Raw genomic sequence first — 25,310 nt, forward strand, 5'->3', positions numbered from 1 at the left:
TTCACAACGTATAGGGTCTCTGATGAGCAAACTAGACAAAACAGAAGTGTTATCTGCCTTTGAAGCAGCGTATGAAGCTGCCAATGGTAAAAAACCTGAAATCACCACTAAACCAGGCTGGTACAGCATCGATGGCGGTAAAAATTTACGCCTAGCTGACGTAGCTGAGCTAACTAAAGAATTAAGCTCTGGTAAAACAACTGAAAAAGCGCCAGCTAAAAAAGCTAAAACTAAAACAGCTACGCCTGTTAAAGCACAGAAAAAAGCGCCATTCTCTGTCATTACTGAAAACGAAGATGGCTATACCGCTGAAGAGCTTTGGATAGTAGAGCTTGCTCGTAAAGACCATGACTGCCGTTTACCACGTGGTGTTGTATAAGTCATACTAGCTAGCAAATTGTTTTGTGTATTTTGCATTGCAATTTAAACGATAAAAAAACCCCATTAATTAGCAATGCTAACAACTGGGGTTTTTTATTACACATTAAAATAATTTAGTGTGTAACGTGTTATTTTCAGCACCATTTAGAACTTTTCAAAATAAAGTGCTTCACGTGGTTTAGCACCCACTTCGTTCATTGTTGCGGCATTAAATAACCGTCCATTAATCATCGTGTATTGAACTTTATCAGACTGGCGAATATCTTTTAGTGGATCACCATCAATCACTATTAAATCCGCAAGCTTGCCAACTTCTAATGATCCAATATTCTTGTCAAGGCCAAGGTATTTAGCGGGGTCAAGCGTTGATGCTCTAATTGCTTCTAGTGAGCTCATCCCCCCTTGAGCAAACATCCACATTTCCCAATGTGCGCCTAATCCTTCACGTTGTCCATGCGCTCCTAGATTAACCAATACACCTAAATCTTGTAACTCAGCCGCTACGCGGGCGTTGTTAAAATGGTTATAATGATGATCTGGGGCTTTCACTCTGCGCATTGAGCGTGGTAATAATTGATTTTTGGGTACAAATTTACTTAACCTCGGATGGTTCCACACATCTGTTTTATCATACCAATAGTTTTCTCCCCAAATTCCACCATATGCCACTACTAAGGTCGGTGTGTAACCAACCTCACTTTGCGACCATAACTGTTTAATATCATCGTATATATGCTCAACAGGAATAGAATGCTCAATGCCAGTATGGCCATCAACCACCATACTAAGATTATGTTGTAATAACGAGCCACCTTCGGGTACAACCATCATTTCGAGTTCTCGGGCTGCTTCAATAACTTGCTGGCGCTGTTCTCTGCGCGGCTGGTTATAAGATTTTACGCTAAATGCACCTACTTTTTTAAGTCGCTCCAAATGAAACTTTGCATCTGCTAATGAGTCAATATGGGAGGTATACCCTGGCATATTCGCACCATATAAAATGGTCCCTGTAGAAAAAATACGTGGCGCAACTAACATCCCAGCCTTTTGCATTTCACTGGCAGTAAATATTTCAGAGGTATCATTAGATGGGTCGTGAATCGTCGTTACGCCAAGCGCTAAGCCAGCAAAGTTTTTCCAGTTTTGCTGAGGAATAATTTCATCGCTGCCTTGAGCACCATGTGCATGCGCATCAACAATTCCTGGCATAATTGTTTTCCCTGCTACGTCGATAATTTCAGCGCCTTTTGGAATCGTTATATCGGCTAATTCACCGATGGCTTTTATATGCTTACCATCAGTAATAATGACGCCATTATTAATCACCTTTTCACCGTCCATAGTAATAATTTTTGCACCCGTTAATGCTATCATTCCCTCTGGTGCAGCCATTTTTTTACTAAAGCCAATACTCTCACCACTTTTAACTTTAAAGTCAGTATTGTCGGCCTTATTTATTGCAAACATGCCATCTAAACTCGCATGATAAAGCTCAGGCCCTAAACTCCAATATAATTTATCACTGTTGGCGCTCCAGCTTATATTTTCACCTGCACGTACAGAAAGCTGTTCAATAGGGAATTGAGTATCTTTAGGGCTTATATCTATCGCAGTACCACTTTGCACTAAGGGGGTAACAAATACTTTAAAACGCTCAGCAAATGCTAAATATTGTCCATCTGGTGATACCCTAAACTCGGTCGCATGCTGAGATTGATATAATTTACGTACTTTTTTGCTTTCAAGTTCTACAACACTAAAACTAGGTTTTGGCCAAGGACTCATGATGAACACACGGTCGTTTTGTGCACCAAATTGAGGTTGATAACCGCTTTTAGTAATTAATTCGCTTTCTCCCCCTTTCACACTCACACGATAGATACCTGGGTTAAGTGACCACTTGGGGTCTAAAATACGACTGCCGGTTGCTTTACGATACACTACAGTTTTACCATCAGGGCTAAACGTAGGTTCTACATATTTACCCGGCTCTTTGGTAATCGTATTACCACGGCCACTGCGTGAAGAAACAACTCTCACAGACCCTTGTTCGTTGTCGTCCCACGTTGTGTAAACAATTTTCTTTCCATCTCGAGAATACTGAGGAAACAGCTCATAGTGAGACGTTTGCTTTGTTAATCGTTTAATTTTACCTGAACTTAAATCGCGCTTATAAATATAACCCAAAGCCTCAAAAATAGCGGTTTCACCATCAGGGCTTATTTGAACATTACGCAACATTTTTACATCAAATTCTTCACTATCGATGTTTTGGCTAAAACGAACCGCAGTTTGTATTTTTTTATTCGTATTTACTTTAAATGGAATCGTTTTTACAGCACGATCATTAACAGTAAGCTGATGAATGCGTCCACCAGCCCAAAAAACGAGCTCTTCATTATCAGGTGTCCATGCTATCGTTGGATATACACCATGGATAGCCCATGTCTCTTGCATATCACGTTCAAGCTTACTATACAGTTGTGTATGCTCACCACTGGTTAAATCGTACAAGTATAAGCTGGTCTGAAAATCATCTCGTTTAATATAAGCTAACTTTTTGCCGTCAGGAGAAGGGGTCGGTCTAATTGCCCCCCCCATACCATCTATTACCGTTTCTATTTCACCCGTTTCTCTATCGTAGCGTTTTATTTTATAAATACCTGCCACAGAATCTTTAGAGTAATGAAACGTTTTACCTGGAGTTGCATCATGCGAAAAATAAACATAACGGCCATCGGGTGAAAACATCGGTTCCCCGAGATCTTTTTGATCATTTTCGCGCTTAGTTAACTGAACGCCTTTACCACCCGCTTTGTGGTATAACCAAACTTCTCCAGCACCTAACGAGCGACTAGCAGTAAAATGCTTACGAGCAACAAGGAAGTCACCATCGGGGCTCCATGCTGGGCTATTAAGTAATCTGAAGGTTTCATTTGTCACTGCGTGCTGATTTTCACCAGTAATATCCATGACCCAAATGTTATCGCCACCGCCTTGATCTGATGTAAATGCGATATATTTACCATCAGGGCTAAAACGTGGCTGCATTTGCCATGCAATATCAGATGTTAACTGAGTGGCCGTGCCGCCATTAATAGGCATCGTATAAATATCGCCAAGCAAATCAAATACAATTGACTTACCATCTGGGCTAATATCTATGTTCATCCACGTACCTTGATCAACATTAATAGTGGCATCAACAAACTGACCTTGCGGTGAGTCGACTTGCCATTTATCTAATTTTTCATTTGCGTTAGCATTACCAAGTGTGAGTGACACTGATAACGCTAGTGCTGTTTTAAGCATTGTTTTCATGCATTTCTCGCTTGTTATTATGGTTTTAATTATTTATAACTTGATTGCAACAAAAACCAAGGCAATATGCCAGTGTTATTAGATTAAGCAACAAAGTTAATGCCAAGCTTTAGGGTCGAATTGGTAATAATCCACGAGTAATTGATATATTTGAGGATCAAATTGTTTTAACTGTAATGGCTTTTCTATGAAAGTTTCGGTGATAACAGCAAAAAATTCGGCCTCATTTGTTGCCCCGTAACTGTCAATTACATGGGGTATATTATAAGCAACGTGAGATTTTAATTGAGTAAATGCACGATTAAATACTTCAGCCCATTTTTGGTATTGCGCTTTTGAGCTAAGTGCAGGTGTGCCTGTTGTTTTACCCGTTTGCTGGTCAAGTTGATGGGCAAATTCATGAAAAACTAAATTATGGCCATCACTGGGTAAACGGTTACCTTGCAGTACATCATGCCAACTAAGTACAAGCGTCCCCCCAGGCCATGACTCACCTTGACGCACGCTAGTATGGTAACTGACAAGTCCTGCATTATCGCGTGTAGATTGCGGCGCATAATACGCACTTGGATAAAGAAGAATCTCTTTTACATTTTTATAAAGAGGCCAAGGCTTATTTAATACTAACAAGCACGCGTCAGCAGCAATGAGTAATTTCATCGGCGCGGTGAGTGTTAAACCATCGCGGGCAAGAAAACGCTTTTCATTTAAAAACCAAATAATATGTCGTTCTAGCTTAGATCTATCGACATCCGTCATTTTAAAATAAATCGGCATGTAGCGTTTTAAGATTGCTTGCTCATGAGAGGTTAAAGCAACATGATTATATTTACGCTGCCAATATGTACGTTGTAGTTCAGGCCAGCACCAATACAAGACAACAAAAGCCGCTAATATTAGTAATAATAGTGCATTAACCATAGGTATATTCTCTTTGTATTTATACCTTATCAATATGCACTAAAAGTAATTTTTCAATTATTTCACGCTAGAAAATAATTCGGTGCGATTGCGACCGTTATTTTTAGCTTGATATAACGCCTGATCTGCACTGGATAATAACTTGTCATAATCATCGATACCACGAGATTCACATACACCAAAACTTGCGGTAACAATCAACCCTGGTGCAATATCATTAAAATCGTATGTGGCAATATCTTGGCGCAATAATTCACACTCCAATTTCGCTTGCTCTGCAGATTTATTAGGGAATAGCAAAGTAAACTCCTCTCCCCCCCAACGAGCTATCTCATTTAAGTTATCGCAGCGTTGCTTTAATAACTCAGCTATTATACAAATAACTTTATCGCCGACTAAGTGTGACCAGCCATCATTTATTTTTTTAAAGTGATCAATATCTAAAATAGCGACAGATAACACGTTGTTACTATTTTTATATTCGTCAAAATGCTCAGCCACCCAGCCATCAAAAGCACGCCTATTAGGTAACTGAGTTAATTGATCGTGAGTTGCTTGATAAGCAAATGCATCAGCTTGTTTTTGCAGATCGGTTGTTTGTTGTTTTACTCTGCTTATCAGTTCTAATTCAATTTTTTTGAAATGGTATAAACGATATCTATAAAGCAGATAAATAAATACAATAAATAAGCAAAAAGCGGCTAATTGAAAATACCATTTTTGCCAAAGATACGCTTTTATTTCAAAATTAATTACTTGCTGATTATTTTGCCACTGCCCATTTGGGTAACCTGCGCGCACCATAAACGTATACTTTCCAGGTGGTAAATTGGTGTACTCGGCAGAATTTACTTGATAACGATTTACCCATTCATCTGAAAAGCCTTCAAGCTTTGTCTGAAACACTAAACGTTGCGGCATGATAAAACTCAGTCCCGCATAGTGAAATGAAATCCTCGAAATATCTGGGGCTAACACGACTGTTTTGTCTGTTTGAGGCATGAGTATCGTTTGCCCATCAACCATAAAACTCTCTATTACGGTCGGTAAGGCAACTTGTTTAGCTTGCTCAAGCCGCGAAGGCATAACCATAGCCACCCCCTCAGCAGTGGCAAACCATATCGTTCCATCTTTATGAAGTGTTGCAGAAGGCGTCGACCCACCATTAGCTTGCGCACTTAACATGCCATCCCCTTCATCAAATAATTGATATACTGCGGGTGTGTCTACCTTTGCATCTAATACCGCATTCACTTGCTCTTTATTGACTTTAATTATGCCCCTGTTACTAGGCAACCAAAATGCGCTATTATGAGCCACAACCTGAAAAAGCTTATCTACAGGCAAGCCATGTTGCTTTCCAAAAATGTGCATCTGAGCACTTGCTTGATTATATCGAACTAGCCCTCTATCGGTGGCCATCCATACATAATCTTGCTCCATATAAAAGCCAAACGCATATTGTGCACCCAGCTCTTGTGGAAAATTAATAACCTCTATAGTGTGTAAGCTATTATCAAACTTAGCCACACCTTTACCCGAACCTATCCAAATATTACCCGATTTATCTTCACTAATAGCTAAAATAAAACGGCTTTGTAAATCATAATGGGAGCTAAACTGCATAAGGCTACCATCAGCGTTAATGCGAGTCACACCGGCAGCAGTCCCTATCCACAAACGCTGTTGACTATCTAAAAAAAGAGCCCGTACTTCGTTGCTATTAAGGCCATTAGAACGGTTTAATACCGGAACAACATGATCGCCCTGCACCTTAAATAAGCCAGCAGTATAAGTCCCTACCCAAACTTCACCATTGAGATCTTCGTATAAACTCAATACAGATAACGTAGAGCGGTTATTAGGTAAGGTATAAGTGTGTATTTTTTTATTAACAATCCTATTTAAGCCAGAGCTACCGCCAACCCATAAACTGCCATCAGAGTGAGATAACACGGTGCGGATATAATTCCCTGCAAGCCCTCTTTTACTGGTCCACGATGAAAAAGGAGCTTCTCGTAAACGATAAATACCAGCGTTAGTTCCCACCCAAATACTATTTTCTCTATCTTGGTAAAGCGATAGGATACGGTTTGCTGGTAAACCTTGCTCTGCATTTAATTGCTCTACTGAGTTATTAGCAACCCTAAAAATACCTTTATTAATTGTTCCCAACCACAAGTCGCCATTATGATCTTCTAACAGACTAGAAATAGACTCTTGATTTAACGTGCTGTGAACAGTTTTAAAATAGCCATGTTCAAGCTTCCATGCGCCTTGCTCACTACCGACAATTAACTGCCCTTTACGATTAAGCAATAAGGTATATACAGAGGCATTTGGTAAACCCGACTCTAAGCCAATTAAGGTCGCTTGTTTATCAACTATTTTGTATAAGCCGGCGCTGGTTGCAACCCAAATAACATTATTATTATCTTCTACGATTCGGTATGCACTCACGTTCGAAATGATTTCAACATCGCCCTCACTCGTTTCATTACGTAAAAATACACCTTCATTTTCGATTGCTAACCATAAACCGACACCCTCTTGGTTATGTAGATGATTAACCATTGATTTAGCTGATTTTTTAGTATCCCACTGATGATGTTTTAATTGGCTAATCCCTCCTCTTGAGCCGGCAATATATAAACTGCCATCGGTTTGAACAGCCAGGGTTCTTAATCCAGAATCAGGTAGGTTATTGATTTCACTTCGCGTGAAAATAGTAAACTCTAAGCCATTAAAGCGCGCTAAACCTTCCCACGTTGCAATCCATAGGTAGCCGTCGGGTGTTTGTGTGATGGCATTAATACTGTTATGAGGTAAGCCATTATGAGTACTCCAAGACTCAGAAAAGTAATCGGTTAACGGAAGTTTTTGATTAGCAGATACAGCGGTGAAGCTCATTAAACAACAAGACAAAATTACAATTAAGTACTTCATTTTTAATTCAATGGCCTCAGTTAAATATCGGTATATAAATAAATTCTTTTTATAATACCATTATTTTTTATTATTACTTGTTTAAAATTTTATGCTAAAAGCATTCATCTAATTGCTGCTGTAATATTTTGATAAAATGTGCAACATGTAAACCATCTAATAAAGAGTGATGCACATCGATTGCTAAAGGCATACATCCACTGTGGCAATCATATTTACCAAATACAAATTTAGGGATCCCTTGCGTATTACTTGTATCAAATGCATGAGAAAAACTACTAAAGTTAAGCCAAGGCAATACTGATACATGTATTAAATCAGCTGCTTGCTGTGTTTTCTCAAATGTATCATTAAATAATGGTGCTGCTTTTGTCGTTTTACTCACGTGCTGTGCATAGGTGATAAATTCAGATAAATCATTATATCTCGAAAAACAACTAAATCTGAACGTATCGTCGGGTGCAAGCTCAACCACACTCGCCCTTACCTTATCCAGTTGTATTGCTCTATCATCTTGAATACGCAACATCATCGGCTCATATAAATGACAAGCTGTTAAAGTGGCATGAATATAACTATAAAAAAAAGATTGCTGCTTACGCTTGCAATAGTCGTACAATTTTTTTGCATTTATTTGAACGCACACACTAAAGTAAGGCTGAGCCATATTTTTAAATAACTCAAAGTGAGGCTTACGTGGCCAACGGTGGAAATCAAAATCTGCCATTTAATTTATCTCATAAAAAAGACGTGCGATTGCACGTCTTTAGACTACCTTGTTTACTTTATAAAATTAAGCGTTAATTAACTCTTGCGCTAGCTCATCTGCAATTACATGAGTTGATTTTTGCTCGCTTTCGCTACGGGCAAATATTTCGCTCAGCGTGTCATAAATACCCTCAACATGCTGTTTAGAGTTTGCTTCGTTATAACCTTCAGGCGCAGTTTCGTGATAAACATTAATAATGCCACCGGCATTTATTACATAATCAGGCGCATATAATATACCTCGTTGACGTAATGCCTCTCCATGACGAGGCTCTGCTAACTGGTTATTTGCACACCCTGCAACAATACTCGCTTTTAATCGAGTCATTGTGTCATCATTAATAGTGGCACCTAAAGCACAAGGCGCATATACATCAACATCTAAGTCATAAATTTCATCAACCGGTACTGCTGTTGCATTAAATTTATCAACCACCTTAGCAATCGCATCTGGATTAATATCGGTGACAAATAACTGCGCCCCCGCTTGATGTAAGTACTGGCATAAACTAAATGCCACCGCGCCTAACCCTTGCACAGCGACTTTAACGCCAACTAAATTATCATCACCGCGCTGATGCTTTAAAGCGGCTTTGATACCTAAAAAAGTGCCCAATGCAGTAAAAGGAGAGGGATTACCACTTTTACCTTCTAAGCCAAGTACATAATCAGTTTCTTTATTCATCAATGCGACATCACCACAGGTAATATTCACATCTTCGGCACAAAAATAGCTGCCGCCGAGTAGTTCTAGTTTTCGCCCAAAAGCACGAAATAATGACTCTGACTTTATTTTTTTTGCATCGCCAATAATCACTGATTTACCACCACCAAATGGTAAACGTGCCACCGCATTTTTATAGGTCATCCCTTTAGCTAAACGCAGTACATCATACACAGCAGCAGCATCATCGCTATAATCCCACATTCTACAACCCCCTACTGCTGGGCCCAAATTAGTATTATGTACTGCAATAATTGCTTTTAAGCCTGTTGCTTCATCTGTACAAAATACGACTTGCTCATGGTTATCAAATTCAGCTTGATTAAAAATAGCCACTTTAAACTACTCCGAGATTAAATTTTTAGGGGGGAGGAAAAATTAACAAAACTTTATCAGGTCGCTATTTTATTGCAATATAAACCAATATTTCAAATGAATAAAACAACATAATTTAAAAATATGCTTATTTAAACTACCTAATAACTTATTTAAGAATGTAATAACCTGCTTATACACTTACATCTGTTTATTTATAAAAACCCGCAGACAAAAAAAGCGAGCTAATTAGCTCGCTTTGTCTTTGTTATTAAATATTTACTTTAACTTTTCATCGAGCTCAGCAATTTTGGCTTTCCAAATTGCAGGACCCTGAGTGTGTGCATTTGCACCTTCACTATCTACAGCAACGGTTACAGGCATATCTTCTACTTCAAACTCATAAATAGCTTCCATACCTAAATCTTCAAATGCGACTACACGTGCTTTTTTAATTGCCTTAGAAACTAAGTAAGCAGCGCCACCTACCGCCATTAAATATACCGATTTGTGTTGTTTAATTGAGTCAACGGTTGCAGGGCCTCGTTCGGCTTTACCAATCATGCCTACAATACCTGTTTTTTCTAACATCATATCAGTAAATTTATCCATACGTGTCGCTGTTGTTGGGCCCGCCGGGCCTACAGCTTCATCTCCAACCGCATCAACAGGACCGACGTAGTAGATAAACTTATTATCAAAATCAACACCTTCAGGTAAACCTTCACCTGAATTGATCATATCTTGCAAACGTTTATGAGCCGCGTCTCGACCTGTAAGGATCGTGCCCGAAAGTAAAACGGTTTCACCCATTTTCCACTCTTTTACATCTGCTTTTGTTAATGTATCTAAATTAACACGGCGAGTCCCCTCACCGACTTCAAATGTAACTTGTGGCCAATCTTCAAGTTTTGGCGCTTTTAAATCAGCAGGGCCTGAGCCATCTAATGTAAAGTGTACGTGGCGAGTTGCAGCACAATTGGGGATCATAACAACGGGTTTTGATGCGGCATGTGTTGGCGCCGTTTTTACTTTTATATCAACAACTGTCGTTAATCCACCTAAACCTTGTGCACCAATACCTAACTTATTTGCGCGCTCAAAGATTTCTAAACGAAGTTTTTCTTCAGTAGTTTCTGCTCCACGCTCCATTAGCTCATGGATATCAACGGGGTCCATTAATGACTCTTTGGCCATGACCGCAGCTTTTTCTGCCGTACCACCAATACCTATACCTAACATGCCTGGCGGACACCAACCAGCTCCCATGGTTGGTAGCGTTTTTTCAACCCATGCAGCAACATCATCTGATGGGTTTAACATCACCATTTTACTTTTATTTTCTGAGCCGCCGCCTTTCGCTGCGACCATCACTTCAACTTCGCCACCTGCGACTAAGTCAATATGCACAACTGAAGGAGTATTATCTTTGGTGTTTTTACGTGTACCTGCTGGGTCGGCAACTATCGAAGCACGTAATGGGTTATCTGGATTTAAATAAGCACGTCGAGTACCTTCATCTACCATTTGTTGTACCGTTAAATCGGTTTTATCCCATTTAACATCCATGCCCACTTTTACAAAACACGTAATAATCCCTGTATCTTGGCATAAAGGGCGCTTACCTTCTGCCGACATACGTGAGTTTATTAAAATCTGTGCGATGGCATCCTTAGCCGCTTTACTTTGTTCTTTGTTATACGCTTTTTCAAGTGCTTGAACAAAATCAAGTGGGTGATAAAAAGAAATATATTGCAATGCATCTTCAATGCTATCAATAAAGTCTTGCTGACGGATTGTACTCATAGTGGTTCCTTAAGTTCCCGTTAGGCTTAACACGTAAGCCAAATCAAACCGGTGACGGTGGTTTGCTGTGTTATTTAAAATTTGTTACTACAACATTTAACTAAACGCTGCCAAAAAAATTTCACTTATGATAACCTCCCAGCCCGTTTCGAGCTAGTTCTTAAGGGGGCAGTTAATGCTAAACAATGAAAATAATTTAAAAAAATTAGTAATTAACCAAAACTGTATTGACGTGTTTGCTCATTACGCTCATTTGCCTTATGCCATTTTACTTGATTCGGCAAGTGATCAGCATGTTGATAGTCGTTACGATATCATCGCCATTGCCCCATCGAGCACACTAGAAGTAAAAGATAATAAAAGCTACTTGAACGAGCAGTTCGACCCTCGTTCATGCTTTGAAATTTTGCAAACTGAATTAAACTTACTCGATGCTAATAAACCACATAGCCTTCCTTTTAACGGTGGCTGGCTTGGGTTTTTTGGCTACGACTTAAATAGATCGATAGAACACATCCCGCAGTTAGCTAAACACGATATCGACATGCCACAAATGGCCGTTGGATTGTACTTAGACGCCCTTATTTTTGATAAACAATGTAACAGCTGGTTTTACGTTTCACAGCCTAAAGTAAATCGTTTAGCGTTATATGAAAGCTATTTACAAACCCCAACTAAAAGTCTCCGCTTTTCACTAACCAGTGCATGGCAATCAAATATGGATGAAAAAACGTATGCGAAAAAATTTGCCAGCATCCACCGTTATTTAAAAACCGGTGATTGTTATCAGATTAATTTAGCGCAGCGGTTTGTAGCGGATTATCAAGGGAGTGAGTGGCACGCTTATAAAACCCTTCGAGAAGCAAATAAAGCGCCTTTTTCTAGTTTTATTAATCACCCGAATGGAGTGATTTTATCGATTTCACCCGAGCGCTTCATTTCAGTTAACGATAAGCGTGTACAAAGTAAACCAATCAAAGGAACTTTAGCTCGTAAAGACAACCCCGTACAAGATGTCGCTCAAGCACAAACATTATTAAATTCAGAAAAAGATCGGGCTGAAAACGTGATGATTGTCGACTTACTTCGCAACGATTTAGGTAAAGTTGCAAAACCCGGCTCTGTAAAAGTGCCTTCATTATTTGCTATAGAAAGTTTTCCGGCAGTCCATCATTTAGTCAGTACCGTTACCTCAGTGTTAGCACATGATAAAACAGCCGTTGACCAATTAAAGGCCGCTTTTCCTGGGGGGTCAATTACAGGCGCTCCGAAAATAAGAGCAATGGAAATAATTGAAGAACTGGAGCCGCATAAACGCAGTATTTATTGTGGCTCAATTGGCTATTTAAGTGCCTGTGGCGATATGGATACCAGTATTACAATTCGCACATTAGTCTGTCACAAAAACAAAATCTATTGCTGGGCCGGTGGAGGTATTGTGGCTGACTCTAAAGTTGAATTGGAATACCAAGAGACTTACGATAAAGTAAATAAAATTCTGCCATTATTAAAACTGTAGGTTATTTTGAATAGTGAAGATATCGTTACTCGGTTTTTATTAACATCACTTCCTACTTATAAGTCGATAAAGACTAACTTAAACACGCGTGCCAGTGCGGTAATCATTCCTATAATCGATATTAATAATCATGCCCATGTTTTATTGTGTAAACGTGCGAGTCATTTATCTCATCACCCGGGTGAAATATGTCTACCCGGTGGTAAATTTGAACCCCATGACTTAACCCTTCGCACAACCGCTTTGAGAGAGCTCAAAGAAGAGCTCAACATCGAATCTAACAATGTTAAAGTATTAGGCGTATTACCGGTTCACCACACGCTAACGGGTTTTACTATCAGCCCCTATGTTGCTTTATTGAAACCAACTACACAGTGGCAAAACGATGTAAATGAAGTGCAAGCTAGTTTTTTACTGCCTTTACATGCATTAAGCCAAGATCATAATTGGCAACATTTCACATTTGAGCGTAATAATAAGCTGCAACACTTACCGGGTTTTTACACCCCTTATGGCTTATTATGGGGGGCAACAGCAAATATTATTCGTCATTTTACTCGTCAGATCAGTTTAAAAACTGCGTAATAGTAGTTACAGCACAAAGGCGGTGCGTTATGATAGTCGACCGTTCAAAGTTCAGCATGCGTGCTGGTAAAATAGAGGCACATTATGATCAGTGCATTTGATATGTTTAGTGTAGGCATAGGACCATCATCGTCACATACGGTAGGACCAATGCGTGCATCGCGTTTATTTGTCAATGAATTAACAGAGCAAAAATTACTCACTAAAGTTACCAATGTAAAAGTAGAATTATATGGCTCACTTGGCCAAACAGGTATAGGGCATGGCTCAGGTAAAGCCGTTATATTAGGCCTTGCAGGTTACGATCCTGAAACCATCGATGCTGATGCTGTAGAAGGGATTTTGGCAACCATAGAGCAAGAACAAGTTATTTATTTAAATAAACAACAAAAAGCTAATTTTCCAAAACAAGGGGCTATTATATTTCATCGCCGTAAAACCTTGCCAAAACATTCAAATGCCATGGAAATTATAGCTTCAAATGAAAAAGACGTTTTATTTCGCAAAGTATACTACTCAATCGGCGGCGGCTTTATCGTAAGCGATGAAGAGTTTGAAAATGAAAAACAAGCTGCTATTGATATTCGCGAGCAAAACCCAGCCCCCTTCCCTTTTGACAGCGCACAAAAATTACTCGAATTATGTAAAGAATCAGGGTTTAGTGTGTCCACCCTGATGATGCAGAACGAAAAAACTTTACGCAGCGAAAATCAAATAAAAGATGAGCTTTTTAATATTTGGCAAGTAATGAAAGCCTGTATTGAGCGTGGTATGCGTACAGAAGGGATTTTACCCGGTGGACTAAAAGTAAAACGACGTGCCCCCAGTTTATATTTAAAACTGAATGTAGAAGTCAGTAACGATCCACTTCGTGCTATGGACTGGGTTGATTTATTTGCATTAGCCGTAAATGAAGAAAATGCAGCGGGAGGGCGCGTTGTTACAGCGCCAACTAATGGTGCAGCAGGAATTTTACCTGCGGTTTTAATGTATTATCATACTTTTATAAAAGAAGTAGACCGAGATATTGCAACACGTTATTTATTAACTGCCGCGGCGATTGGTATTTTATATAAAAAGAATGCGTCTATTTCAGGAGCCGAAGTGGGATGCCAAGGTGAAGTCGGTGTTGCATGCTCTATGGCAGCAGGCGCATTAACAGAAATTGTGGGTGGCAATGTTGTTCATGTTGAAAATGCAGCTGAAATTGGCATGGAGCATAACTTAGGATTAACCTGTGATCCCGTTGGCGGATTAGTTCAAGTCCCCTGTATAGAGCGTAATGCTATGGGTGCTATAAAAGCAATTAATGCTTCTAGATTAGCCATTAGAGGCAGCGGTGAGCAAAAGGTATCTCTTGATAAAGTCATTAAAACCATGCTTGATACTGGCAATGATATGAAAACAAAATACAAAGAAACCGCACGCGGTGGGTTAGCTGTTAATATTATTGAGTGTTAATATTATTATGATAAAAAAGCCGCACAAGTGCGGCTTTGTATTATAAATAAATTATTTTATGGGCAGTTCCACATCTTCAAACAGCTTATCAACATCGTCTTGATTACGAAGCAAACTTGCACGTTCAACGCGTTCTTTGGTTAAGTGTGGGGCAAAGCGCTCAATAAAGTCATACATATAAGTACGTAAAAAACTACCTTTTCTAAACCCTATTTTAGTTGTACTAGCTTCGAACAAATGGCTAGCATCAATACACACTAAATCAGTATCAGTAATCTCATCAACGGCCATAGAAGCAACAACACCGACACCTAAACCTAAACGGACATATGTTTTTATGACATCGGCATCGGTGGCAGTAAAGACAATATGAGGCTCGAGCCCCTGAGCATTAAATGCTTTATCAAGTTCAGAGCGTCCAGTAAAACCAAATACATATGTGATCAGTGGATATTGAGCAATATCATTGACGGTTAAGGTATTTGCCTTTTTAGCAAGTGGGTGATCTTTTGCCACCACAATACTTCTATTCCAATGATAACAAGGTAACATAACCAAATCTGAATATAAGTGCAGTGCTTCAGTTGCTATTGCAAAGTCAGCATCACCTCTGGCTGCTGCATCAGAAATTTGTTGCGGTGTGCCTTGGTGCATATGTAACGATACCGCAGGAAATTTTTTCATAAACCCTTGAATAACATTAGGCAACGCATAACGTGCTTGTGTATGGGTTGTGGCAATATTTAACTTACCTTGATCCGGTAAAGTATGCTCATTAGCCACCGCTTTGATACCCTCTACTTTAGAGAGTATTTCGCGAGAAATATTAATAATTTCTTCACCCGCTCCGGTTACATGAGTTAAATGCTTGCCACTACGCCCAAAAATTTGCACACCAAGTTCGTCTTCAAGCATCCTCACTTGTTTAGAAATACCTGGTTGAGAGGTAAATAAACTTTCAGCAGTCGCCGACACATTTAATTTATGATTTTGTACTTCTACGATATATCTAAGTTGTTGTAATTTCATAGCTGCATTTTTTAGTTTTATTATTCAATAAAGTAGATGAGAGTATGTGGCTAAAAACGAGTAAATAAAATAAATAACGCTTTAAACAAAATAGCATGACATACGCCTAGTTTAGCTACTAGGCTAGCATAATCTATTATGTTCAGGTAGCTCATTTATGAGCAATACTAATTTTTGTCATGTTAATGACCATACAGTGGTATAATCAATAATTATAAAAATAACTAATTTCATAAAAATAATGTAATATTATCCAGTATTAGATTATGAACTAGAGAGTTTTAACATGATCGTTTCTATTATTATTATATTAATTGTTGCACTCATCATTATTGCCCTATGGGTTGGTGCAATGCAGCAACGTAAAGAAAAAAAAGAAATCGAACGCCGTAAAGAATTAACAAAGCTCAAAGCGATAATTGAAGAATCTGACGATGCATTAATGAATAGTGCAAATATCCCGCTTTCAGAGGCATTAATAAGAACACTACAAAGCAGAAGTTATAATGCGCTAATAGAAATGTCATCTTTATCGCCTAACTCCAAAGCCTTAAAAACTCGTTTATCTCAATCAAAAGAATTATTAGAAAAACCCGTTGAGGGCAATAATAGCGACACCATGGCGTTACCAAACAACGATAAGCAACTTATTGGTATCATTCAAAGTATAAAAAAAATACGCTCAATTATTCGTAGTGAACACAATAAAGGACGAATAGAAAGTGCAACATATTCAATGGAAGATAAACGCCTTGAAAAACTTCAGGTGAGAATTAACATAGACAGTCAAATTAAACGTGGGCTATCAGCACGTTCAGCGAGTATGGTTGGCTCTGCCCGTCAATACTTTGAAAAAGCATATGCAACATTAAGTGCATTAACTTATAGTGATGATTACATTACAGCAAAAAAGAACGAACTTGAAGGTTATTTAAATGCAATTACCAAAGAGTTAAAAAGTTCTAATGAGAAAGCACTGAAGAAAAAAGCGGAAGAAGAACAAGATGATTTAGATGTCTTGTTTGCTCCGAAGAAGAAGTGGTAACGGCAGTTAAAAGTGAATGCGATTTCTTCCTTCAGATTTTGCTTTATACAGTAATTTATCCGCTATTTCTATTGTTTGTTGATTGTCGTTAAAAGACTTGAAAGTTGCTCCACCAATACTTATTGTTAAATAATCATGCTCTGAAAACTGATGTTCGATAGCTAAGCTTTCTATGTTGCATTTTATTTTTTCGGCAACATATTTAGCGCCTTCTGAGCTGGTATTAGGTAACACAACAACAAACTCTTCACCACCATAGCGTGCCACAAAGTCTTGTGGTCGCAATAAGCTATCGGTAATTGTTTTAGCTACACGAATTAATGCATTATCACCTTGTAGATGACCATATATATCATTAAATTGCTTAAAGTAGTCAATATCAATAAGTAAAACCGCATAATCCGTTTTTTCTCTTAACGCATGTAATTCAACTTTTTCAAAATGACTATCAAAGTAACGACGATTAAATACATTAGTTAAACCGTCTAAAAACACTTGTTTTAAAAGTATGTCGTGCTGAAACTTAATCGTTAAATGTGAACGTACTCGTTGATAAAGTGTTTCGGGGTTAATAGGTTTCGTTACAAAATCCACAGCCCCGGCATCCCAACATTGAGTTTCTTCATGCTGTAGCGAAGTAACAAAAATTATCGGTATTTCGTGAGTGAGCTCATTATTTTTAAATTCTATACACGTCTGAATACCGCTCATGCCGTCCATAGATATATCTAATAAAATAATATCTGGAATATCATTTTTTACTTGCAATAAAGCATCTTCACCACTGCTCGCGGTACTGACAGAGAAATGCTCAGATAAACGTTTTTTTAATACAATTAAACTTAATGGCTGGTCGTCAACAATCAACACTTTAGCATTATCTAAATTCAACTGTATTTTACCCAAACCGGTATTTAACTTCATATTAACATTATATCTTTATTGTAATTTTATCTAATACTATTATGCTAAATAATATAAATCAAATATAAAGCGTTTAATTGTTATTTATTTGTATAAAGTATTAAAAGAGGGATTATTAGAGAGAAATCAAATGATTATTATTGGTAAGTCAGCCTTATAAAGAGTGAAACACTTTTTATAAGGCAATAAATTTGCTTAGTATTTATGCATCTTCTGCATCAATAAACTCACGTTGAGCTGGACGAGCTAAGATTTCGACATAAAAATGAGCCAACTCTTGTTGTTCAATCTCTGTGATTTTACTGTTTATTTGTGAAACATGAATCGCTTGTGCATCGTCTGCTGTATTTCCAAACTTACAATCAAAAGCCCAATAATCAGCATCAACAGGAAGTGTTTTATTTCGCTCTCTTTTCAAATATTTTTTCACTTCATGCTTTGCAGCATCAACCATACGAGGGTATTTGATTTTCTCATGATTTAACGTGAATGTTTTCTTCATTACTTTCCTAATTTACCTAAATATTTTGATATACGATGATTTCGTTACATCATTTTTGGCTATTATAGCAACTACATTTAAATTTTGGATGTTTTTTTAACGGATCAAAAAAATAAAAACAACATCAATTAATATAGGCCATCTACGCATATGATAAATGGAGAGGTTTATGGATAGACTCATTTTGTAAACTATCATAAAACCCAGCTGCATCCATGGGCATATTAGTTAATTGTATTGATTCATTCGTAGTGCGCTTTCTAACTGCCAGTTCACAATTATCTAAAACCGATAGAGGGATATGAGTACTGTCATCTCTTATAACTAATGGCTCTGGATTTAAGCAATGCGTTAGTTTTATCGTCATCATTCCAGATTGCTCACCACTTTGTTGCAATATTTTACAATTGTGTTGACCAATTAGCATATTAAATTTGTCTGGTGCTAACTGCTGAATAGGTCCGCTCCCAAACTTTTTTCGCAGAACGTGTTCATCTACTATGTCATTTAACGAGTCAGATTGCGGTAAGTGAAATTGACTAAAATCTAAAGCATCATGAGAGAGCATCGCTAATAAAAGTGAAAATTCGCCACGACGTCTTTCATGGACACTTTTATTTAGCCGTGTATCAAGCTGACTCTCTGTGATTAACAAACCATCGATTTGCATATACTTTAGCCGATTATAATGAAGAATATGTATTTATCGGCTTTATTTCATTTTTCTTTAGCTTTTTTCTTTACTTAAATAAACTTTTTGCTATTATCAGCGCCGTTGCATTGGAGGGGTTCCCGAGCGGCCAAAGGGATCAGACTGTAAATCTGACGGCTCAGCCTTCGCTGGTTCGAATCCAGCTCCCTCCACCACTTTTCTTCGGCTAAGATAAGTGGGGCCATTGCAACAAATTAGTGTGGAGGGGTTCCCGAGCGGCCAAAGGGATCAGACTGTAAATCTGACGGCTCAGCCTTCGCTGGTTCGAATCCAGCTCCCTCCACCACTTTCCTTTTATATTAATTAATATAAGTCTAAAAATTCTAGCTATCGCTTCTTTGTTAAAATACCCACTGTAAAGAATCACCATTTGTTTTTAACCATCGTTCAGCATTTTTATACTGTGGGTAATAGTGTGAAACCAACGCCCAAAATTCAGTGCTATGGTTTAAATGAACCCGATGAGCAAGCTCATGAACTATCACGTAATCTATAATCGACTTATCTGCCCCAATTAATTGCAAGTTAAAGGTAAGCTCATCATGATTATTACAACTCCCCCATCTTCTTTTGTAAGTTTTGATTGTCACTTTTTTTGGTAAAGTCATTTCCATCAGCTGGCAAAAGTAATGAAGTTTCATATCTATGTATTGCTCTAGAGTATGAAGTAGACACTCCTGCAGTAATTTTTGTCTTTTCTGATCAATTGCAGAAACCCTCGAAGAAGTATGAATAGTCATATTAGAGTAATCATTATCAATGTTGACAAAAGATTTTGTGTCGGTCTTAAAATGTATTAATACGTTTTGTGAGAAAATTTGTATACATTGATTTTTAAATGGATATTGTGTTTTTTCTATTGCTAAATATTGTTTATTTAATTGAGCTATTACCCAAGATTGTTTTAATAATAGCCACTCGTTGATTAGCTTTGCACACACGCTTCGAGGGGCATAAACTGTTACTTTTTTGTTAACAACTTTTATAGCAAGCGTTTTACGCCGCGTACTTCTTTTTAATTGGTATTCAAACAAAACCTTTCTCTTTTTAGCTTAGCCTTCGCGAAAAAAACACTACTTTATAACTAACCAAATCACTTCACAGTTAATTTATAGTTAATTAATCATTAACATTCTATATCTTTGTTCCTAATAAAAAAACTGCCTTCTTTTTGTTTATATTTTGTATTAAACTATAGCACTAACGTTTATTTTTTGAGCCCTTATGTTGCAAGCATTTTTTATCACGGATCAAGACCCGAGTTTAATTTTAAATGGGACATACAACCCTTGGTTAGTTTTTCTATCTTTTGCTATTGCAATTTTTGCAGCATTTTTCACATCATATCTTATCGATTTAGCTAAAAAAACATCCTTTTCGAATTATAAACTTATGTCGAAAATAACCGCTGCGTCGGTTTTTTCTACGGGTATATGGAGTATGCACTTTATAGGCATGATTGCCTTTTCGCTGTGCACGCAAATAACCTATGACCCAACAACCACATTTTTATCTTTCATCCCTGCTTTTCTTGCTTGCCAATATGCTATGTTTTTGTTGGTCGATAGTGATAAGTCAATGAAAACCCTAATACAAAGCTCTATATTACTAGGCGCGGGTATTGGTACTATGCATTACAGTGGTATGGCTGCAATGGAACTGGCACCGCTTTTACGTTATGACCCAATCATATTTATATTATCAATTTTTGTTGCGATCGGACTGTCTTTCATTGGATTGTATACGCGGGTACATTTAGAAGTGAAGTTCCCGCAATTAAATTTTTCACTTAGCCGCTTCATCAGTGCGAGTATTTTAGGTTTTGCAGTGACTGGTATGCATTATATGGGGATGGCTGCATCGCGTTTTGTTGCTACTTCTCCAATCATTAAAGACACTTCAAATGCATCAGATTTAAATTTCATAGCAATTGCTGTTGCAACTGCGACAATCGTATTAACCAGCTTAGTGGCTGTATTTAATGGTATTGTGCGTTACAAGCTTTTATTATCGGAAAAAACAGCAGAACAATCTCGCTTAAATGCGATTTTAGGTACTGCTATTGACGGTATTATAACCATTGATCACAAAGGGGTTATTTTAAGTATTAATGAAGCCGTAACGAAAATATTTGGCTGGCAAAGCGATGAGATACTAGGAAAAAATGTCAAAATGCTAATGGATAGTAGCATAGCAAAAGATCATGATAGTTACCTAAAGCATGCTGCTAATATTGATTTTGGAAAAGTTATCGGGATTAATCGAGATGTGCATGCAAAGCACAAAAATGGTCAATTATTTCCTATTCGCCTCGGTGTTGGTGAGGTTAAATTACAAGATCAGACTCCGTTATTTGTAGGTTTTATTACCGATTTAACTGAGCAGAGAGCATTACAACAAAGTTTAATCGAAAAAGAGCAAAGCTACCGTTCTTTAATGAATAACATGCCCGGTGTTGCATTTAGGTGCGAACATAATACAGCAAGAAGCACACTCTTCATAAGTCCAAACATAGTTGAGCTAACAGGTTATACACCTGATGAATTTACGAACAATAATATAGAATTTATAAATTTAATATTAAAAGCAGATCAGCTCCCGTTATTCGACGTAATTAACCAAGCATTAAAAGACAAGCGACAATATTCAGTTGAGTACCGTATACGCCATCGCAATGGCAGTATTTTATGGTTACTTGAACAAGGAAGCTTTGATTATAACGAACAAGGCGAAACGAACTGGATAGACGGTGTTTTAATCGATATTACCGATAGAAAGGAATACGAAGAGAAATTAGAAAGCGCCAAACTCGCTGCAGAAGAAGCCGCCATTGCTAAACAGTCTTTTATGGCAAATATGAGCCATGAAATACGTACCCCGATGAACGCCATAATTGGTTTTAGTGATCTCTTAATGGATACGCCGTTAAACCAAGAACAACAAAGGCATTTAATTACCGTTAATGATGCTGCTCGCTCACTGCTTCGATTATTGAATGAAATCCTTGATTCGGCAAAATTAGAACGTGGTAAGCTGACTATCGAACCGCTTCACTTTACTTTAAAGCCGGTTATCGACAGTATTATTTCTACATTTTGGCTTGAAGCTAAAAAGAAAAATTTAAATTTAACCCTCAAAATTGATGACTCTGTACACACTGCTTATTATGGCGATCCTGATAGATTACGCCAAGTACTTACAAATCTAATTGGTAATGCCATTAAGTTTACCGAAAAAGGTGCGGTGAGTGTTGAGGTGCGCACTACACAAAATGAGCATTTATTTTTTGAAGTGAATGATACCGGTATAGGTATCGCTAAAGATCGAATTAAAGCGATATTCCAGCCTTTTGAACAAGCTGATGGGACGACAACTCGTCGCTTTGGTGGAACAGGCTTAGGGACTACTATTAGTAAGCAATTAGTAGAGTTAATGGGCGGGACGATTAATTTAGTAAGTGAAGTAGGTAAAGGAAGTTGTTTTTACTTTTCTCTGCCACTGGAGCCTGGTGACGAGAACAAAATCGATCATTTTGATGGCCTTCATACAGAACTTCCCCCTCTTAGAATATTGGTGGTTGACGATATTGCTCAAAATACAGAGTTGTTATCCTTATTATTATCGCGTGATGAGCATAGTATTACGACAGCTTCTAATGGACACGAAGCAATTGCTATCTTTAAAGAGCAAGACTTTGATGTGATTTTAATGGATATCCATATGCCAGAGTGTGACGGTATAGAAGCGACTTACTTGATACGTGAAATAGAGCAAGCTAGACAGTTAAAAAACACTCCTATTATTGCGTTAACAGCCAGTGTATTACAGCAAGATAAATTAACGGCTAAAAAAGCCGGAATGAATGGTTTTGCTAACAAACCTGTCGATATTAACCAATTAAATCAAGAAATTGCTATGGTTATGGGCTATGGTTTAAATAAAGAAGTAATGATAGAGAACAACGACCCACAATCGTTACATATAGATTTTATTAAAGGAACTCAATTGTGGGGCACTAAGTGTAAGCAGATCACTCAAATAAGCCGCTACCTTAAAGATAACAAAGAAAATTTTGATAATTTAATTGCACAAAACAATGTCGACATGAGTGATTTTAAAACGCTCACTCACACATTAAGAGGCGTAGCTGGTAATTTAGGGCTTACCACGTTGATGAAGCTACTCACCGATCTTGAACACAGTAATACGGACACGGATATACACCCAATTTTATTACTGTTAAAAGAAGAACTAGATACGGTTGTTAAGTTAATGAGTGCTAACCTTTGTCCAAAGCCAAGTGCCAGTAACCTCAGTCAATCAAATGATAACGACCCGACTTCGACAATATCAATTGATGAACTAAATGTTCACATTGATCAACTCTTAAATGATTCACAAAGTGCTGAGCTAAATGATGATTTATTAGAAAATTTGAAACGCTCTGCGCCAGCTAAATTTTTAGCAATAATTAATAACATTGCTGATGCCTTTGATGAATTTGATTTTGATTCGGCTCATACTTTGTTACTTGACCTCAAGAAAGATGTTAGTCAAGAAAAAGGGGAGCATTAATGGATTCTTTAAAAAACCGTCCACGTATTCTTATTGTAGATGATGAGCCTGCTAATTTAAAAGTAATGCGAGAAGTACTCGGTAGCAGCTACCGAATGTCATTTGCAAAATCAGGTGATGCTGCTTTAACCTTATTAGAAAAAGAACAACCAAAGTTAATATTACTCGATATTATGATGCCAGACATGAATGGCTATGAAGTTTGTCAATTGGTTAAAGCAAACCCAAAAACCTCTCATATCCCTATTATTTTTGTTACCGCAATGAGCGACGAAAGTGATGAATTTAAAGGATTTGAACTAGGCGCTGTAGATTATATTACTAAACCAATTAGCCCCGCAATTGTTCGAGCTAGAGTTAAAAATCACTTATCACTTGTGCAAGCAGAGCAATTAAAGCAAGCTCATATAGATTTAGTGCAACGTTTAGGACGTGCTGCGGAGTATAAAGACACCGATACGGGTGAGCATATCATTCGCATGAGCCAATATAGTAAAGTATTAGCAATAGCCTATGGCATGAGTGAGGAAAAAGCTGAACTTATTAAACAAGCGGCTCCTATGCACGATGTTGGTAAAATCGGTATCCCTGATTCTATTTTATTAAAACCCGGTAGATTAACCGCAGAAGAATTTGATCACATGAAACAACATGCGGTCATCGGTGCAAAAATACTTGCTAATTCTCCGTCTCCCCTTTTACAGCTGGCGCACTTATTAGCGATTGAACATCATGAAAAATGGGATGGCACAGGCTATCCTAATGGACTAAAGCAAGAGCAGATATCTATTGAAGGGCGTATTGTAGCGGTTGCTGATGTTTTTGATGCACTCACCTCTAAGCGTCCTTATAAAGAAGCATGGGACATCGATAAAACACTTAGCCATTTAAAAGAGCAATCGGGTATTCACTTTGACCCACATCTTGTCGATTTATTCATAGATAATATAGATAAAATAATCGCGATAAAAAATGCGAATCAAGAAATTTTCTAACTTAGATTAAGCGCCAATTTCTTGTTTTAATTGCGTTAGAAAGTCATGCATGTAATTTGTTCTTTTAACAGCCTCTTGTTTTGCTGAGTCCGTATTCATACTTTGAGCAATATGCATGAGTTTGATAAAAAAGTGATCAAGCGTATATTGGTTATCGTTTGCTTCACGATTTAAACAAAATGGGTCTTGCGGGTGATATAATAAACGATTTATTGAGCCCCCTACTTTCATGCATCGACTAATACCTATTGCGCCTAATGCATCCATTCTATCGGCATCTTGAACGATACACGCTTCAATACTGGTAGGCGTTATATTAGCGCTAAAACTATGTGCTGCGATAGCATGATGGATTTGTTCAAACCATTGCGGGTCATAATTAATACTGGCTAAAAACGCAATACCTTTCTCGGCCGCCATAGTCGATGCTTTGGCTCTATCAGGATGATTTTTCGCCACTGCAACACAATCATGTAACCAAGCAGCTGGTAGCACTACGTTCATGTTTGCATGCTCAGCAGTACATAATTGTTTGGCCACTTTTACAACGCGTTCTATATGTGTAATATCATGGGCAACATCAGCATGCGCAACAGAAGTAATATACTCCCTGCATTGATTATCTAATATGCTCAACTCATTACTTAATGGTACTTTTGTCAATTGCGCTCTCTTTGTACAGGTAAAGTTTATTTAGCTTTTGTACTTTAACTTGCTTTGCCTATAACGGCAAAACATTCGTTGTAACTTATCTCATTGCACACTAAAATAGCCGCCTAAT

The 25,310-nt window shown here is 37.9% G+C and carries 19 protein-coding genes and 2 tRNA genes; 9 read left to right on the forward strand and 12 right to left on the reverse strand.

Going from position 1 to position 25,310, the window contains the following annotated elements; genetic code table 11:
* The first annotated feature begins 22 nt into the window (after positions 1 to 22).
* Entirely contained in the window at positions 23 to 379 is a 357-nt protein-coding gene (locus J8L70_RS08450) for a hypothetical protein (protein ID WP_211055104.1), read from the forward strand.
* A 146-nt stretch (positions 380 to 525) separates the two neighbouring features.
* On the opposite strand, the gene J8L70_RS08455 is transcribed toward J8L70_RS08450, so the two are convergent.
* The 6 genes from J8L70_RS08455 to J8L70_RS08480 all read right to left on the reverse strand — a co-directional run bounded on the left by J8L70_RS08455 (position 526) and on the right by J8L70_RS08480 (position 11,182).
* Positions 526 to 3,702, reverse strand: coding sequence for an amidohydrolase family protein (locus J8L70_RS08455; protein WP_211055105.1), 3,177 nt, complete (start codon positions 3,700 to 3,702; stop codon positions 526 to 528).
* A 96-nt stretch (positions 3,703 to 3,798) separates the two neighbouring features.
* On the reverse strand, positions 3,799 to 4,623 hold the full coding sequence (locus J8L70_RS08460; protein ID WP_211055106.1) for a M90 family metallopeptidase: 825 nt from the start codon (positions 4,621 to 4,623) through the stop codon (positions 3,799 to 3,801).
* Positions 4,624 to 4,680: 57 nt separating this feature from the next.
* Complete coding sequence (locus J8L70_RS08465; protein WP_211055107.1) at positions 4,681 to 7,569, reverse strand: ligand-binding sensor domain-containing diguanylate cyclase; 2,889 nt, start codon at positions 7,567 to 7,569, stop codon at positions 4,681 to 4,683.
* Positions 7,570 to 7,663: 94 nt separating this feature from the next.
* Positions 7,664 to 8,296 carry a CatA-like O-acetyltransferase gene (locus J8L70_RS08470; protein WP_211055108.1) on the reverse strand — a complete coding sequence of 211 codons (633 nt, stop codon included), beginning with the start codon at positions 8,294 to 8,296 and terminating at the stop codon, positions 7,664 to 7,666.
* A gap of 66 nt (positions 8,297 to 8,362) precedes the next feature.
* Positions 8,363 to 9,397 (reverse strand): Glu/Leu/Phe/Val dehydrogenase, encoded by a 1,035-nt coding sequence (locus J8L70_RS08475; RefSeq protein WP_211055109.1) that lies wholly within the window; start codon positions 9,395 to 9,397, stop codon positions 8,363 to 8,365.
* A gap of 258 nt (positions 9,398 to 9,655) precedes the next feature.
* Positions 9,656 to 11,182: a fumarate hydratase gene (locus tag J8L70_RS08480; RefSeq protein ID WP_211055110.1), complete on the reverse strand. Its 1,527-nt coding sequence runs from the start codon at positions 11,180 to 11,182 to the stop codon at positions 9,656 to 9,658.
* 175 nt (positions 11,183 to 11,357) lie between these two features.
* On the opposite strand from J8L70_RS08480, the gene pabB reads away from it, so the two are divergent.
* The 3 genes from pabB to J8L70_RS08495 all read left to right on the forward strand — a co-directional run bounded on the left by pabB (position 11,358) and on the right by J8L70_RS08495 (position 14,747).
* Positions 11,358 to 12,701 carry an aminodeoxychorismate synthase component I gene (pabB, locus tag J8L70_RS08485; RefSeq protein ID WP_211055111.1) on the forward strand — a complete coding sequence of 448 codons (1,344 nt, stop codon included), beginning with the start codon at positions 11,358 to 11,360 and terminating at the stop codon, positions 12,699 to 12,701.
* A 6-nt stretch (positions 12,702 to 12,707) separates the two neighbouring features.
* Positions 12,708 to 13,286, forward strand: a complete 579-nt coding sequence (locus J8L70_RS08490; RefSeq protein ID WP_211055112.1) for a CoA pyrophosphatase — start codon at positions 12,708 to 12,710, stop codon at positions 13,284 to 13,286.
* A gap of 84 nt (positions 13,287 to 13,370) precedes the next feature.
* Positions 13,371 to 14,747, forward strand: coding sequence for an L-serine ammonia-lyase (locus tag J8L70_RS08495; protein WP_211055113.1), 1,377 nt, complete (start codon positions 13,371 to 13,373; stop codon positions 14,745 to 14,747).
* Positions 14,748 to 14,798: 51 nt separating this feature from the next.
* Here the strand turns inward: J8L70_RS08495 and cysB are convergent, their stop codons facing one another.
* On the reverse strand, positions 14,799 to 15,776 hold the full coding sequence (gene cysB / locus J8L70_RS08500) for an HTH-type transcriptional regulator CysB (protein ID WP_211055114.1): 978 nt from the start codon (positions 15,774 to 15,776) through the stop codon (positions 14,799 to 14,801).
* A gap of 286 nt (positions 15,777 to 16,062) precedes the next feature.
* On the opposite strand from cysB, the gene J8L70_RS08505 reads away from it, so the two are divergent.
* Positions 16,063 to 16,821 (forward strand): hypothetical protein, encoded by a 759-nt coding sequence (locus J8L70_RS08505; RefSeq protein WP_211055115.1) that lies wholly within the window; start codon positions 16,063 to 16,065, stop codon positions 16,819 to 16,821.
* Positions 16,822 to 16,827: 6 nt separating this feature from the next.
* On the opposite strand, the gene J8L70_RS08510 is transcribed toward J8L70_RS08505, so the two are convergent.
* From J8L70_RS08510 to J8L70_RS08520, 3 genes are all read right to left on the reverse strand, one after another.
* Positions 16,828 to 17,745 (reverse strand): diguanylate cyclase, encoded by a 918-nt coding sequence (locus J8L70_RS08510; RefSeq protein ID WP_211055116.1) that lies wholly within the window; start codon positions 17,743 to 17,745, stop codon positions 16,828 to 16,830.
* Positions 17,746 to 17,947: 202 nt separating this feature from the next.
* On the reverse strand, positions 17,948 to 18,247 hold the full coding sequence (locus J8L70_RS08515; RefSeq protein WP_211055117.1) for a DUF6172 family protein: 300 nt from the start codon (positions 18,245 to 18,247) through the stop codon (positions 17,948 to 17,950).
* Between the two features lie 142 nt (positions 18,248 to 18,389).
* Positions 18,390 to 18,917 carry a VC2046/SO_2500 family protein gene (locus J8L70_RS08520; RefSeq protein WP_211055118.1) on the reverse strand — a complete coding sequence of 176 codons (528 nt, stop codon included), beginning with the start codon at positions 18,915 to 18,917 and terminating at the stop codon, positions 18,390 to 18,392.
* 112 nt (positions 18,918 to 19,029) lie between these two features.
* On the opposite strand from J8L70_RS08520, the gene J8L70_RS08525 reads away from it, so the two are divergent.
* Together J8L70_RS08525 and J8L70_RS08530 are read left to right on the forward strand one after the other, a co-directional pair.
* Positions 19,030 to 19,114, forward strand: a tRNA-Tyr gene (locus J8L70_RS08525).
* A gap of 46 nt (positions 19,115 to 19,160) precedes the next feature.
* Positions 19,161 to 19,245, forward strand: a tRNA-Tyr gene (locus J8L70_RS08530).
* Between the two features lie 55 nt (positions 19,246 to 19,300).
* On the opposite strand, the gene J8L70_RS08535 is transcribed toward J8L70_RS08530, so the two are convergent.
* Positions 19,301 to 19,993, reverse strand: coding sequence for a YgjP-like metallopeptidase domain-containing protein (locus tag J8L70_RS08535; protein WP_211055119.1), 693 nt, complete (start codon positions 19,991 to 19,993; stop codon positions 19,301 to 19,303).
* Positions 19,994 to 20,183: 190 nt separating this feature from the next.
* On the opposite strand from J8L70_RS08535, the gene J8L70_RS08540 reads away from it, so the two are divergent.
* Positions 20,184 to 23,534, forward strand: coding sequence for an MHYT domain-containing protein (locus tag J8L70_RS08540; RefSeq protein ID WP_211055120.1), 3,351 nt, complete (start codon positions 20,184 to 20,186; stop codon positions 23,532 to 23,534).
* Positions 23,534 to 24,529: a two-component system response regulator gene (locus J8L70_RS08545; protein ID WP_211055121.1), complete on the forward strand. Its 996-nt coding sequence runs from the start codon at positions 23,534 to 23,536 to the stop codon at positions 24,527 to 24,529. Before J8L70_RS08540 ends, J8L70_RS08545 begins: the two co-directional genes overlap by 1 nt.
* A gap of 6 nt (positions 24,530 to 24,535) precedes the next feature.
* Here J8L70_RS08545 and J8L70_RS08550 read toward each other — a convergent pair whose 3' ends face one another.
* Entirely contained in the window at positions 24,536 to 25,192 is a 657-nt protein-coding gene (locus J8L70_RS08550) for an HD domain-containing protein (RefSeq protein WP_211055122.1), read from the reverse strand.
* Positions 25,193 to 25,310 lie beyond the last annotated feature (118 nt).

Origin of the sequence: Pseudoalteromonas sp. MMG010 (genome assembly GCF_018100905.1) — a bacterium.
Classification (GTDB): Bacteria; Pseudomonadota; Gammaproteobacteria; order Enterobacterales; family Alteromonadaceae; genus Pseudoalteromonas.